At 73.6% G+C, this 13,495-nt stretch carries 17 protein-coding genes; 13 read left to right on the top strand and 4 right to left on the bottom strand.

The genetic code is table 11. The features are described 5' to 3' along the window. Positions 1-112: 112 nt before the first annotated feature. Positions 113-622 (top strand): C40 family peptidase, encoded by a 510-nt coding sequence (locus SCATT_RS01865; protein ID WP_014141177.1) that lies wholly within the window; start codon positions 113-115, stop codon positions 620-622. A 113-nt stretch (positions 623-735) separates the two neighbouring features. Then, a complete protein-coding gene (locus tag SCATT_RS01860) occupies positions 736-2,319 on the top strand; it encodes a serine/threonine-protein kinase (protein ID WP_014141176.1) in 1,584 nt (527 codons plus the stop codon). On the opposite strand, the gene SCATT_RS01855 is transcribed toward SCATT_RS01860, so the two are convergent. Beyond that, positions 2,270-3,700, bottom strand: coding sequence for an MFS transporter (locus SCATT_RS01855; RefSeq protein ID WP_014141175.1), 1,431 nt, complete (start codon positions 3,698-3,700; stop codon positions 2,270-2,272). The genes SCATT_RS01860 and SCATT_RS01855 overlap by 50 nt on opposite strands. Before the next feature lie 109 nt (positions 3,701-3,809). Here SCATT_RS01855 and SCATT_RS01850 point away from each other — a divergent pair, with 109 nt between their 5' ends. From SCATT_RS01850 to SCATT_RS01825, 6 genes are all read left to right on the top strand, one after another. Next, positions 3,810-4,607, top strand: coding sequence for an ArsR/SmtB family transcription factor (locus SCATT_RS01850; protein ID WP_014141174.1), 798 nt, complete (start codon positions 3,810-3,812; stop codon positions 4,605-4,607). Positions 4,608-4,727: 120 nt separating this feature from the next. Then, a complete protein-coding gene (locus SCATT_RS01845; RefSeq protein WP_014141173.1) occupies positions 4,728-5,387 on the top strand; it encodes a DedA family protein in 660 nt (219 codons plus the stop codon). Between the two features lie 88 nt (positions 5,388-5,475). After that, positions 5,476-6,003: a gamma carbonic anhydrase family protein gene (locus SCATT_RS01840; RefSeq protein ID WP_014141172.1), complete on the top strand. Its 528-nt coding sequence runs from the start codon at positions 5,476-5,478 to the stop codon at positions 6,001-6,003. Between the two features lie 47 nt (positions 6,004-6,050). After that, the gene (locus SCATT_RS01835; RefSeq protein WP_014141171.1) at positions 6,051-6,416 is read left to right on the top strand and encodes a VOC family protein; all 366 of its coding nucleotides are present in this window, start codon (positions 6,051-6,053) and stop codon (positions 6,414-6,416) included. Between the two features lie 92 nt (positions 6,417-6,508). Then, complete coding sequence (locus SCATT_RS01830; RefSeq protein ID WP_042507548.1) at positions 6,509-7,246, top strand: acyltransferase; 738 nt, start codon at positions 6,509-6,511, stop codon at positions 7,244-7,246. Positions 7,247-7,540: 294 nt separating this feature from the next. Further along, positions 7,541-8,092: a YbaK/EbsC family protein gene (locus tag SCATT_RS01825; RefSeq protein ID WP_014141169.1), complete on the top strand. Its 552-nt coding sequence runs from the start codon at positions 7,541-7,543 to the stop codon at positions 8,090-8,092. A gap of 1 nt (position 8,093) precedes the next feature. Here SCATT_RS01825 and SCATT_RS01820 read toward each other — a convergent pair whose 3' ends face one another. The 3 genes from SCATT_RS01820 to SCATT_RS01810 form a co-directional block, all read right to left on the bottom strand. Further along, a complete protein-coding gene (locus SCATT_RS01820; RefSeq protein WP_014141168.1) occupies positions 8,094-8,579 on the bottom strand; it encodes a GNAT family N-acetyltransferase in 486 nt (161 codons plus the stop codon). Between the two features lie 37 nt (positions 8,580-8,616). Further along, positions 8,617-9,024, bottom strand: a complete 408-nt coding sequence (locus tag SCATT_RS01815) for a CoA-binding protein (protein WP_014141167.1) — start codon at positions 9,022-9,024, stop codon at positions 8,617-8,619. 106 nt (positions 9,025-9,130) lie between these two features. Continuing rightward, entirely contained in the window at positions 9,131-9,595 is a 465-nt protein-coding gene (locus SCATT_RS01810) for a MarR family winged helix-turn-helix transcriptional regulator (protein ID WP_014141166.1), read from the bottom strand. Between the two features lie 91 nt (positions 9,596-9,686). Between SCATT_RS01810 and SCATT_RS01805 the strand changes: the two genes are divergently transcribed. From SCATT_RS01805 to SCATT_RS01785, 5 genes are all read left to right on the top strand, one after another. Beyond that, entirely contained in the window at positions 9,687-10,022 is a 336-nt protein-coding gene (locus tag SCATT_RS01805; protein ID WP_014141165.1) for a rhodanese-like domain-containing protein, read from the top strand. 42 nt (positions 10,023-10,064) lie between these two features. Further along, positions 10,065-10,640: a YceI family protein gene (locus SCATT_RS01800; protein ID WP_014141164.1), complete on the top strand. Its 576-nt coding sequence runs from the start codon at positions 10,065-10,067 to the stop codon at positions 10,638-10,640. Between the two features lie 405 nt (positions 10,641-11,045). Continuing rightward, positions 11,046-11,375, top strand: coding sequence for a rhodanese-like domain-containing protein (locus SCATT_RS01795; RefSeq protein ID WP_014141162.1), 330 nt, complete (start codon positions 11,046-11,048; stop codon positions 11,373-11,375). Positions 11,376-11,844: 469 nt separating this feature from the next. Continuing rightward, positions 11,845-12,951, top strand: a complete 1,107-nt coding sequence (locus SCATT_RS01790) for an aminotransferase class I/II-fold pyridoxal phosphate-dependent enzyme (RefSeq protein ID WP_014627308.1) — start codon at positions 11,845-11,847, stop codon at positions 12,949-12,951. Further along, positions 12,941-13,453: a DUF6190 family protein gene (locus tag SCATT_RS01785; protein WP_014141160.1), complete on the top strand. Its 513-nt coding sequence runs from the start codon at positions 12,941-12,943 to the stop codon at positions 13,451-13,453. Before SCATT_RS01790 ends, SCATT_RS01785 begins: the two co-directional genes overlap by 11 nt. Positions 13,454-13,495 lie beyond the last annotated feature (42 nt).

Here is a 13,495-nt window from a genome sequence, read left to right as displayed (position 1 = left end):
GACGGGCGCAGCGGGATGGTGACACAATGGAGTCATCCCATCACGCCGCGTCGGCACGGCTGTTGGCGTCCGTGACCGGCCGGCGCGTGGCACGGCCATGAGGAGCCGCCGCGTGATCCACCCCCATCCCGTTCCAGGAGACATCGGACTCACCACGATCTCCGGTGCCGTCGGCAAGCTCATCCGGCTCGGACAGTGGCTCAACGGCAACGGATTCGGCGACTACGAGCACGCGTTCGTCGTCCTGCCCGGCGAGCGGATACTGGAGGCCGAGCCGGGCGGCGCGCGGGTGCGCCCGCTCACCGCGTACGACGGCGCCGTGGTCCGTTACGTGTATCCGCCCGGGCTCACCGACGAGCAGCGCACCGCCGTGTGCGCCGCGGCCCGCGCGTACGTCGGCGTGCCGTACTCGTTCCTCGACTACCTCGCCATCGCGCTGCACCGCTTCCGGCTGTGGGTGCCGGGGCTGCGCCGCTACATCGCCGGCACCGGCCACATGATCTGCTCCCAACTGGCCGACCAGTGCTACCAGGACGCCGGCGTGCGCCTCTTCGCGGACGGCCGCTGGCCCGGCTACGTCACGCCCATGGCCCTGTACGACCTGCTCGCCGCCGACACCTGAGGGCGGGTCGGCCGGACACGCCCGCCGCCGGCAACCTCTAACCTGGTGCCGCCCAACGGCCGGTACGCGCGGTTCCGCGACCGGCCGGCGTCGGATACGGAACGGAGCGAGTGGTGCCCACCGGGGAAGCGGACGACGGCGAAGCGACCGGCACGCTGCTGGGCGGCCGGTACCGGCTGGCCGAACGGCTCGGCAAGGGCGGCATGGGCGTGGTCTGCCGTGCCGTCGACGAAGTGCTCGGCCGCGAGGTCGCGGTGAAGGTCCTGCGCGCCTACAGCGACGCCGGCCCGGCCGAACTCGCCGAACTGCGCACCAGGATGCAGCGCGAGGCACGGGCCGCCGCCCGCGTCCGCCACCCCGGCGTGATCACCGTCCACGACGTCACCGAGCAGGACGGACGCCCGGTGATCGTCATGGAACTGATCGACGGCCCCTCCCTCGACGACGTCCTGCGCGACCGCGGCCCGCTCGACCCCCGTTCCGCCGCCGCGATCGGCGCCGAGGTGATGGCCGCCCTCGACGCCGCCCACCAGGCCGGGGTGCTCCACCGGGACGTCAAACCCGGCAACGTGCTGCTCGACCGGGGCGGCCGGGTCGTTCTTACCGACTTCGGCATCGCCAGCATGGAGGCCCCCGGCGACGACGCGGCCACCAAGCTCACCCGCAGCGGCGAACTCGTCGGCTCGCTGGACTTCCTGCCGCCCGAACGCGCCCAGGGCCAGGACCCCGGCCCCGCCTCCGACGTCTGGTCGCTGGGCATGACGCTCTACGTGGCGGTGGAGGGCGGCTCGCCGTTCCAGCGCACCTCGGTGTGGTCCACGCTCACCGCGATCGTCACCGAACCGCTGCCGCCGCCGCACCGCTGCGGCCCGCTGACCCCGGTGCTCCAGGCCATGCTCGCCAAGGACCCGGCGGCCCGGCCGACCGCGCGGCAGGCCGCCGAGATGCTGACGGCGGTCGCCGCGGGCCACCCGCTCCCCGCCGCCCCGGGGCCCTCGGCCGCGTTCGGCCCGCCGCCACCTATGGCACCGCCCGCCCCGGAGACGGTGCCGACGCCCACCGCCGCGCCCGCCCCGCCGGCCACCGCCGCGGCGCCCCGGCGCGGCAACCGCCGCCGTGTCCTCCTCGCGGCCACCGCCACCGCCGTCGTGCTGGCCGTCGCCGGCGCCGCCGGATACGGGCTGTACCACACCGGCCCCCCGTCGCCGGCGGCACACGGCGTCGCCGTCGCCGCCCCCTCCGGCACCGCACGCGAAGGCGTCGCCCCCGGCGAGCCCAAGCACGGGATGACCAGCGCGCGGCCGTCCACCCCGGCATCCGCCGCGTCGGTGTCGGCGCCCCCCTCGTCACCACACCCGTCCGCCCCCGGGCACTCCACCGCCCCGGAGCGTTCGCCGGCCCCGCCGCCGCAGGCGCCCGCGTGCACCCCGATCGGCGGCGGCAAGGTCAACTGCTCGGTGTGGCGCGCCGCTCCGTCGTACACCGCCGCCGGCGCCCGGGCCGGAACGCTCAACGCCGGCACCAACTACTTCTACTGCCAGGCGAATCTGGGCCGCCGTGAGAGCTACGGCAAGTGGACCAACGTGTGGTGGGCCAGGACCGACGACGACAGCGGCAACAGCGGGGTGTACGTCAGCGACGTCTACCTCAAGGGCGGCGCGGACGACCAGCCGGTGCCGGGGCTGCCGGTGTGCTGACCGCGCCACGGCGCGCCCCGCCCGGCGCCGTCACCGCCGCCACCAGCGCCGCCGCCACGAAGGCCACCGCCGCCAGCACCGCCGAGGAATGCACCCCGGCCACCAGGTGGCGGGCGGCCAGGCTGCCGAAGAGCGCCACCCCCAGTGCGCTGCCCAGCTGCCGGGCCGCGTTCAGCAACGCGGCGGCCGAACCCCCGCGTTCCCCCGGCGCCGACTCCATCACCGCCACCGTCGCCGCCGGCATCGCGAACGACGTCCCCGCCCCCGCCAGCACCATCGGCGCCACCAGCACCGCGTACGAGGTGTCCGCCCCCGCCAGCAGCCACCCCGCGAACCCCACGGCACCGGTCAGCAGCCCGGCCACCATCGTCCGCCCCGGCCCGCCGCGCGCGGTGAGCCGGCCCGACGCGAACGAGGACCCCGCCATCACCACGAACATCGGCAGCAGCGCCAGCCCCGCCGCCAGCGCCCCGTACCCGCGCTGCCGCTGGAAGTACAACGTGGCCAGGAAGAGCACCCCGTAGAACCCGAAGTTGAGCAACAGGCCCACCACGGCACCGCCGGCCAGCCCGCGGGGCACCGACCGCAGCGCCCGCCGGGCCGCCACCGCGCAGCCCCCGGCGGCCACCACCGCCACGGCCACCGCACCCAGCACCCACGGATCCGTCCACCCCAGCGTGCCGCCCTCGTTGAGCGCCGCGGTCGACGCCGCCACCGCCACCAGGCAGGCGGCCTGCCTCCCCGGCCGGATCCGGGCCGCCGGACGCGGCGGCGGCGCCGGCACGTGCCGCAGCGTGAGCCACACCGCCACCACGCCGAACGGCAGGTTCACCCAGAACACCGCGCGCCAGCTCAGCCCCCACACCGCCAGGCCGCCGACGAGCGGACCGGCCGCCGCGCCCAGCCCGGAGACCGCGCCCCACACCCCGAACGCCCGCGCCCGCGCGGCCCGTTGCGGATAGGCCGCGTTCAGCAGCGCCAGCGACGCCGGGACGAGCAGCGCCGCCCCCGCCCCCTGCGCCAGCCGCGCCGCGACCAGCGCCCCCGTCCCCGGCGCCGCCCCGCACCCGGCCGACGCCACCGTGAAGACCACCAGCCCGGTCAGGAACACCCGCCGGTGCCCGAACCGGTCCCCGAGCGCCCCGCCCAGCAGCATCGCCGCCGCGAACACCAGCGTGTACCCGTCCACCACCCACTGCAGCCCGGCCGCGCCCGCCCGCAGATCCGCCCCCAGCACCGGCGCCGCCACCGTGACCACCGTGACGTCGAGGATCACCATGAAGAATCCCGATGACACGGCGAGCAACGGCGCCCACGACCGCCCACCGCCCGCCACGGCCGCCACCGTCCGCTCCGTACCCGCGTCCTTGATCCGCTCCATGCCTCCAGCCTTCCGCCGGGACCCTTCGGCCGCGGGCGAAGCGTCACCGGCGCGGGGCCGCGGCGACGTTTCGTCCCCCGGCGAAACGTCCGGCGCCTACGCTGGGCACATGGCCACCTACATCGACACCTCGGCGGCGCCGCGCGTCGAACGGGAGGCGGACGTCGCGCGGGCGGCGGCCGTCTTCGGGGACGCGTCGCGGGTGCGGGTGCTGCTGGCGCTCGGCGACGGGCGCGAGCTGCCGGCCAGCGTGCTGGCGGCGGAGGCCGGGGTGAGCCCGTCCACGGTCAGCGCCCACCTGGCCCGGCTGCTCCAGGCCGGACTGGTGGTCGCCCGCACGCACGGCCGCCACTGCTACTACCGGCTCAGCGGCCCCGAGGTCTCCGACGTGCTGGAGGCGCTGGCCCGGGTGGCGCCGGACAAACCGGTGCGATCGCTGCGCGACGGCACCCGCGCCCAGCAGCTGCGCCGCTGCCGCACCTGCTACGACCACCTCGCCGGCCGGCTCGGCGTGGCGCTGATGGACGCGCTGCTCGGTCGCGGGGTGCTCGCCGGCGGTGACGGCCGGTACCGGTCGGACGACACCGGCCTGGACCGTCCCTCCGCCCCCGGTCGGGACGCCGCCTACCGCGTCACCGAGTACGGCGCACGCTTCCTGGCCGACTTCGGGATCGACCCGGCCGGGCTGCCCCGGCGCCGCCCGGCCGTCCGCTACTGCGTCGACTGGAGCGAACAGCGCCACCACCTCTCCGGCGCCCTCGGCGCGGCGCTCACCGACCGGTTCTTCGCCCTCGGCTGGATCCGCCGTGCCGAGACCCGCCGTGTGGTGCGGGTCACCGACGCTGGACGGGCCGGTCTCGCCGGCACCTTCGGCGTACCGGAGGACTGGGACAACGCGGGCCGCTGACCGCCCGCCGCCGGGGGTGCGCGGGCGCCGGGCTTTTCGTCAACGCGGTGCCGGTCGCTTAGGCTTCCCGTGATCCGCAACCGGCACGACGGCCGTGCGCGCCCAGGGGAGGAAGCCGCTGTGCACATCCAGGAATGGCTCCAGCACATCCCGCCGATCACCGTCTACCTGCTGGTGGGCGCCGTGATCGGGGTGGAGAGCCTGGGCATCCCGCTGCCCGGCGAGATCGTCCTGGTCAGCGCGGCGCTGCTGGCTTCCCAGCACGTGGTGGACCCGGTGCTGGTCGGCGCGTGCGCGGTGGTCGGCGCGGTGATCGGCGACTCGATCGGCTACTCCATCGGCCGCCGGTACGGCAAGTCGCTCTTCGCCCGGCTGGGACGGAGATTCCCCAAGCACTTCGGGCCGGAACACATCGAGAAGGCGGAGTCGTCGTTCCGGCGCTGGGGGATGTGGGCGGTCTTCTTCGGCCGGTTCATCGCCTTCCTGCGGATCTTCGCCGGCCCGCTCGCCGGTGTGCTGCGCATGCCGTACTGGAAGTTCCTCATCGCCAACGTCCTCGGCGGCGTCACCTGGGCCGGCGGCACCACGGCCGCCGTCTACTACGTCGGCATGGTCGCCGAGAAGTGGCTGAAGAACGTCTCGTACGTGGCCCTGGCCGGCGTCGTGGTCCTCGCGGTCGTCGCCTTCCTGGTGCTGCGCCGCCGCGCCAAGGCCAAGCAGCGCCGGGCCGAGGCGGAGCAGCCGGCCGGCGGGGAGCCCCGGGCGCCGATCGGCGGCTGAGCGCGGGTCCGGACGTGACCGCCGGCGCCCGCCGGCGGCCGGGAGCGGCGCCCGCCCGGCGCCGCGGGGAGAAGGGGCAGGAACCGACATGACCCGACCGCTGATCGCCGGGGTGGCCGGGGCCACCCCGTCCGTCGACCCGGCCGCGTTCACCGCGCCCACCAGCGTGGTGCTCGGCGACGTCACCCTGGCCGCGGGCGCGAGCGTCTGGTACCACACCGTGCTGCGCGCCGACTGCGGCCCGATCGTCCTCGGCGCCGACAGCAACGTCCAGGACAACTGCACCGTCCACGTCGACCCCGGGTTCCCGGTCACCGTGGGGGAGCGGGTCTCGGTCGGCCACAACGCCGTGCTGCACGGCTGCACCGTCGAGGACGACGTGCTGATCGGCATGGGCGCCACCGTGCTCAACGGCGCCCACATCGGGGCGGGTTCGCTGGTCGCCGCCCAGGCGCTGGTGCCGCAGGGCATGCGGGTGCCGCCGGGCTCCCTGGTCGCCGGCGTCCCGGCCAAGGTCAAGCGGGAACTGACCGAGGAGGAACGCGAAGGCATCAAGGTCAACGCGGCGATGTACCGGGAACTGGCCAAGGCCCACCGCGCCGCGCTGCACGACTGAGACCATCCACGCCGACCCCAAGGAGCCGACATGATCGCCCAGGTGCAGTGCGTCGCCCTCGACTGCCCGACCCGGCCGCCCTCGCCCGCTTCTACCAGGCGCTGCTCGGCGGGGAGATCAACCGCCCCGACCGCTGGACGCTCGACGCGGACTGGATGACGCTCCACCCGCCGGGCGGACCGGTGCTCGCCTTCCAGCGCGCGGCCGACCACCGTCCGCCGCGCTGGCCCGACCCGGACCACCCGCAGCAGCTCCACCTCGACCTCGGCGTCCCCGACCTCGACGCGGCCGAACGCGACGCCCTGGCCGCCGGCGCCCGCCTCCTCGACCCCGGCCCCCCGGGCCGTGGCTGGCGGGTCTACGCCGACCCGGCCGGCCACCCCTTCTGCCTGGTCCGCCAGGCGTCCGCCTGACGTACCCCCCGGGGCGCGCCGGGGCGCCGTCGCGGCGAGGATCACACCGGCGCGGGCCGACCGGGGGGCCGGGGCGTCGGTACGGTGTGCGGGTGCCGAAGAACAGAAACGTGTTCTCATCCCTCGCGGCGGTGCGGCGACGCGCCGTGTCGCACCTGGTCCACCGGGGCGCCCGCTGGATACGCGAGGCGGGCGCGGTCAGCGCCGAATGCCCCGGTCCGTACCGGTTCGGCAGGATCGGTGCGGGCACCCGGCTGGCCTACCCGCAGGGCACCATCTTCGGCGAGCGCTGGATCCACCTCGGGGACTGCTGCATCATCGCCCAGCAGGTGACGATGACGGTGGGCCTGATGCCCGGGCAGGAGTTCGGCCCGGATCCGGTGATCCGGCTCGGCAACGGCGTCGTCCTCGGCCGCGGCAGCCACGTCATCGCCTCCCAGCCGGTGGTCTTCGGGGACGAGGTCTACTGCGGCCCCAACGTCTACGTCACCACCGACAACCACTCCTACGACGACCCGCACCAGCCGATAGGCAAGCAGTGGCCGCGCAGCGCCCCGGTCGCCATCGGCTCGGGAAGCTGGCTGGGCACCGGCGCGGTGATCCTTCCCGGCGCCCGGCTCGGCCGCAACGTGGTCGTCGCGGCCGGCTCGGTGGTCCGCGGCGAGGTCCCCGACCACGCGGTGGTGGCGGGAGCCCCGGCCCGCATCGTCCGGCGGCTCGACCCCGAACTCGGCTGGCAGCCGCCGCTGCGTGACGCGGCCCCGGTGCCCCCGGCCGCGCTCGCCGAGCCGGTCCGCGACGAGCTGCGGCAGGCCGGCCCGGAGGCGTGACGCGTCCGGTGGACGCGGTGGTCGGGCGGGGCGCCCGGCGGGCCGGTGCGGTGCGTCGCAAGGCAGCGGGTCGGCCGCCGAGCCGCCCCCGCGCGGTCGGTCCGGCGATGCCATGAGGTGCCGTGCCGCGTCAGCCGGGTTCGCCCCCTCGCGACGCCCGGTACGGCGCCTCGCGGCGTTGCCGGGCCGACCGCGCAGGGGGAGCGAGGCCGGTCCGGCGCCTTGCGACGCACCGCACCGGACGCCGCTCCTTGACGGGCGGACCCTGGCCGACGCGGCGCTAGGCTCGCGGCCATGAGTGCACCGATCGGCCGCTTCGACGCGGCACCACCTGCCGTCGGCCACCTCGATCTGCTCGCCCCTCCGGTCGCCGCCGCGCTGCGCGCCTGGTCCGGGCCGGTCCCCATCGAGCAGTTGCTCCACGTGGACACCGATCCGGACCACGCCGACACCGCGGTCTTCGGCGAGGTCTACGGGGTGCCCCCGGAGAACTCGGCCAACTGCGTGGTGGTGGCCGGCAAGCGCGGCCAGGAGGTCACCCTCGCCGCCTGCGTCGTCCTCGCCCACACCCGGGCCGACGTCAACGGGGTGGTGCGCCGCCGGCTCGGCGCCCGCAAGGCATCGTTCGCCCCGATGGAGACCGCGGTCGAGCGCACCGGCATGGAATACGGCGGCATCTCCCCGATCGGGCTGCCCGAGGGGTGGCCGCTCCTGGTGGACGCGGCCGTGGTGGACACCCCCTACGTGGTGATCGGCAGCGGCCGGCGGCGCGGCAAGCTGCTGGTGCCGGGGAAGGCGCTGGCCACGTTGCCGGGGGCGGTGGTGCTGGACGGGCTCGGCGGCTGACTCAGCCGGCCGTCCGGCCCGACACGTCGAGCGAGAGCGCCATGGAGTGCTCGGCGAACCCCAGCGCGCGGTAGAGGTGTTCGGCGTCCGTGGTGGCGTGCAGATCGACCCGCGTCACCCCCTGTCCGGCGAACCAGTCGAGCAACGCCTCGGTGACCGCCCGCGCGTAGCCACGGCCCCGGTACCCGTGATCCGTGCAGACGTTGAAGACGAAGCCGAACCGTCCGGTCGGATGCCCCGGGGCCGGCAGGCGCTGCTCCACCGTCCCCACCGCGCACGCCGCCAGCCGGCCGCCCGGCCCGTCGCCGTCGACCACGAACGCCCCCAACCTCGGGGAGGACGCGGAAAGCTGACGTATCGTCAGCTCCCGGGCGGTCTCCTCCCAGTCGCCCGGCCGGTCCTCGCCCCTCATGGCCTGAAACATCAGGCGGCGCAGCCGCACCAGTTCGGCGGCGTCCCGCGGGCCCGCCTTCCGTACAACGATCATGCCGGGACGCTAACGCACCGCCACGGCGCCGCCGCGGTCACCCCAGCCGCGGCAGTTCGATGGCGGGGCAGCGGTCCATGACCATCGCCAGCCCGGCGTCACGGGTGCGGTGGTACGCCGCCTCGTCGACCACGCCGAGCTGGAACCAGACGGCCTTGGCGCCGATGGCCACCGCCTCGTCGGCGACCGGGCCGGCCAGGCGGCTGTTGACGAAGACGTCCACCACGTCGACCGGGAACGGGATCGCGGCCAGCGAGGGGTATCCCTGCTCGCCGTGGACCGTCTCCGCCCTGGGGTGCACCGGCACGACGCGCTTGCCGTGGCGTCGCAGCACCTCGGCGACGCCGTAGGCGGCCCGGTCGCGGTTGGCGGAGAGCCCCACGACCGCCCAGGTGTCGCCCAGCTCGGTGAGGATCTCGCGGATGGTCGCCGGATCGCCGTACATGTGATCGCTCCTTGAGTGGATGGGCCGTGTGTGGATGGGCCGTCCTTGCCGGGAACCCGTGGACCGCGGGAAAGATTCCGTGGCGGGGCGGCCGGTCGTGGCGCCGTCAGCGCCAGTCGAGCCGTTCGCCGCCGTGGGCCACCTTGAGCAGCGCTTCGGCCAGCACCGCGCATTCGTCCTCGGTGAGGTGGGAGCCGAAGTGGCGGTGGATGCCGCGCAGATAGGCGGGCGCGGTGTCGCGCAGCGCCTTGCGGCCGTCGTCGGTGACGACCGCCCACACCACCCGCTTGTCCGTGGCGTCGGGCTTCTTGGCGACCAGCCCGGCCCGCACCATCTCGTCGACCAGCCGGCTCACCCGGGTGCGGCTGAGCACCACCCGCTGGGCCAGCTCCTGCATGCGCAGACCCCGCAGGCCCGCCCCGTCGAGTTCGAGCAGGACGTCGTACCACGTCAGCGGGATGCGCCCCTCGCGCTGCACGTCGTTCTCGATCGCGCGGACGGCCGCGTTGTGGGCGAGCAGCAGCGCTCGCCAGGCTTGCAGTCGGACCTCGTCCCCATCATGGCTGCTCACAGGGGAAGTGTACGTGCACTTGTGTGCGTCCGCACGCATCTATTAAAGTGTGTGCAGACGCACACACCGCATTGAGGAAGGGCACACCGACATGGTTCGTCGCATCACCCGTGACGAGGTCAAGCGGAAGATCGACGGTGGCAAGGTCACCGTGGTCGAGGCGCTGCCGGCCTCCTACTACGAGCAGGCCCACCTGCCGGGCGCGCTCAACCTGCCGCACGACGAGGTGGACAAGCTGGCGCCCGAGCTGATCCCGGACAAGGCCGCCGAGGTCATCGTCTACTGCGCCAACTCGCCCTGCCAGAACTCGGGCATCGCCGCCCGCCGCCTGGACGAGCTGGGTTACACCAACGTCTACGAGTACGACGAGGGCAAGGACGACTGGATCGGCGCCGGCCTGCCGACCGAGTCCGGCGCCGGCGCCTGAGACCGGCGGAACCACGAAACGGGATCACCCGAGGGGGACCACATGAGCAGTGACATCGCACCCACCCGCACCATCGGCGGAGTCGATCTGCCCGCCGCCGGTACGTGGAAGGTGGACGCCGGTCACACCGAAGTCGGCTTCGTCGGCCGCCACTTCATGCTGACCAAGGTGCGCGGCCGGTTCACGGGGGTGGACGCCGCCGTGGAGATCGGCGAGCGCCCCGAGGACAGCCGGGTGACCGCCGTCATCGACATGGCCAGCGTGGACAGCGGGGACGGCACCCGCGACGACCACCTGCGCTCCGCCGACTTCTTCGACGTGGCCAAATACCCGCGTGCCACCTTCGCCTCGACCTCGGTGACCTGGGACGGCACCAGTGGCACGCTGGTCGGGGACCTCACGATCAAGGACGTCACCCGCTCGGTGACTCTTGCCGTGGACTACCTCGGCTACGCCCGGGACCCGTGGGACAACGACCGTGCCGTCTTCTCCGCCCACGGCAAGATCAACCGGGAGGACTGGGGTCTTACCTGGAACATGGCGCTGGAGGCCGGGGGCATCCTGGTCTCCAAGGAGATCGAGCTGACCCTGGATCTGGAAACCATCCGGCAAAGCTGAGGCAACCCGCGCGTCGCTCACGGTTCCGCCAGGCCCCGGCGGCGCGGGTGAAGCTGTCTTCACATCACCAAGTGCCCCGGTGCCGCCGCGCCGGGGCACTCTTCGCCGCGTCCGCCACCGGGCCGTCCCGCGGGTGAAACCCCACGGGCCGGTCCGGCAATGGGCGTTGGACGGCCCCACCACCGGAAATGCGGAATACCGCCCGGTCGAACTCCGCACGCGTGATGCGCGCGACCGGCACGACGCCGCCCCGTGATTCACAAACGGCGACCACGACTCCGGCTGTGCATATGCCGAGAGCATCGTGAACGGTGCTGACGGCACGTAATTTTGCTCCTTGCCCGCCGTCCGGGCGATGGCTATAGTCCGTCGAGGAAACAGGGTCCGTATACGGGGGAGGACCTCATGACTGCACCGATCAGCCGTGCTGATCTGGATGAAGCGATCAACGCGGGGAAAGTCACCGTGGTGGACACCCTGCCGCCCGCCTACTACGCGCAACAGCACCTGCCCGGCGCCCTCAACCTGACGTACGACGACGTCACGGAGAAAGCGGCGGAATTGCTTCCGGACATCTCCGCGATCATCGTGGTCTATTGCACCAACGCCGCCTGCGGCACCAGCCAGGCGGTCGCCAACAAGCTCACCGCGCTCGGATACACCAACGTGCTGAAATACCGCGAAGGCATTCAGGACTGGGTGGCCGCCGGCCTCCCGGTGGAGGCTTCCACCTGATCCGAGAGGCCGGCGGCCGGCCGCGCCACGCGGCCGGACCGCGAGCCGCCCGCGCCGTCGGCCGCGTCCCGGCGCGCCGCTGAGGCCCGCGACGCCGCTCGGCGCCCCGGCCCGCGCCCACGGCCCCGGCCCGCCCAGGCCGCGCACCGGCACGTCCGTCCGCCGGCCCGCACCGCCGGCCGGCGGGCGGCGGCCACCGCGCCGCCCGATTCCCGTCACCCGTCGCGCGCCAGGTGAACGGCGTCCTCCCGCACGCCCTCGGGGACGCCGCCCGCCCGCGCGCCGGTCCGCCACGTCCTGCCACAGCCACGCCCGCGCCCCGCTGCCCGGACCCTCCCGCCGTCCGCGACCAGCAGGCGACCCGAAGCCAACGACCCGCACGACCGGAGGAACCCATGCACCCGCAAGCGACCCCGGCCCCGGCGCACCGCTGCTCGACCTGACGCAGCACGAGATCCAGGCGCTGACCATGAAGTACAACCTCGCCGACGCCCACACCCACCAGCGCCAGTCGGCCAGCCAGCAGTCCATCGTCTCCCGCCTTCCGCAATTGTGGTACGAAGCGGAAGAAGGTCTTCAGGCCACCTACGAAAAACGCTTCACCGAGGCGTTCTTCCAGCTCCACCGGCAACCCACCGCGCTGGTCAAGAACAAGACCATGCTGTCGTACGCCGCGTCGATCTCCACCATGGTCGCCGGAATGTTCCTCAAGAAGGAACGCCTGGCGGTCACCTTGATCGAACCGTGCTTCGACAATCTGTACGACGTCCTCGCCAACATGGACGTCCCGCTGTATCCGATCGACGAATCGGTGTTCTACGACGTCGACCGCATCTACCCGGAACTGGAACGACGGGTCCGCACCGACGCGTTGTTCCTGGTGGACCCCAACAACCCGACCGGTTTCAGCCTGCTGCGCCACGGCCGCAAGGGGTTCGAGGAAGTCGTCCGGTTCTGCAAGGACCACGACAAGCTCCTCCTGATCGACTTCTGCTTCGCCTCCTTCACGCTCTTCGAACCGGAACTCGCCAGGTTCGACATGTACGAGCTGCTGGAGAACTCCGGCGTGCGGTACCTGGCCATCGAGGACACCGGCAAGACCTGGCCCGTGCAGGACGCCAAGTGCGCCCTGATCACCGCGAGCGACGACATCTGGGAGACCGTCTACAACCTCCACACCAGCGTGCTGCTCAACGTCTCGCCGTTCGTCCTCAACATGCTGACCCAGTACGTGCGGGACTCCGCGGCCGACCGCCTGGCCTCGGTGCGCGAGGTGCTCACCCGCAACCGCGAGTGCGCGCGCAAGACGCTGGACGGCTCGATCCTGGAATACCAGGAACCGGTGGTGAAGGTCAGCGTCGCCTGGTTCCGCGTCGACCACCCCGAGCTGACCGCCACCGACGTGCACCGCCTGCTCAGCGCGGACGGCGTCTACGTCCTGCCCGGCCGCTACTTCTACTGGAGCGAGCCGAGCAAGGGCGACGCCTACGTCCGGATGGCGCTCGCCCGCGAACCGGAGATGTTCGCCGACGCCATGGCGCTCACCCGGCAGGTGCTCGACCGCCATGGCCGCTGACCGCGAAGGGCCGCGGGCCTTCGTCGACGCCGCGCTGTTCATGGGGATGCACAGCACGGACGACGCCGTGCGCATCGCCTGCAAGGCGTTCTTCGTCGGGCGCCTGCACGACCGGGTGGCCATGAGCCTGGAACAGGTGGGCCGCTGCGACGACCTGGTGTGGGGCTTTCCCCGCCATGTCCAGGACGCCTACTACCCGTTCATGGACAACCTCCACACCGACATGCGCGTCGACCGCTGCGGCTACGACCTCGCGGACGTGCGGCACGCCCTGGACGGCGCCCCGGAACCGGCCGAACTGCCCGGCCACGAACGGCTGCTGATCGCCATGGTCGGCCACCGCCAAGGCGTGCTGCACACCGTCAGCCCCCGGCTGCTCGCCCACCCCGGGCTGCCCGTGGTCGCGCCCGCCCGGCCCGCGTACGAACCGTCGTTCCCGGAACCGCTGGAACGGCTCTACCAGGTCTCACTCGCGCTGCGCGTCACGGCGGCCCAGCTGTGACCGCGCCGGCGGCCGGCCCCGGCACCTGGGGGAGGGGGCAGC

This window comes from Streptantibioticus cattleyicolor NRRL 8057 = DSM 46488 (genome assembly GCF_000240165.1).
Classification (GTDB): Bacteria; Actinomycetota; Actinomycetes; order Streptomycetales; family Streptomycetaceae; genus Streptantibioticus; species Streptantibioticus cattleyicolor.
Note: the sequence above shows the minus strand (reverse complement) of the source record. Positions and strands in the feature narration are given on the sequence as shown.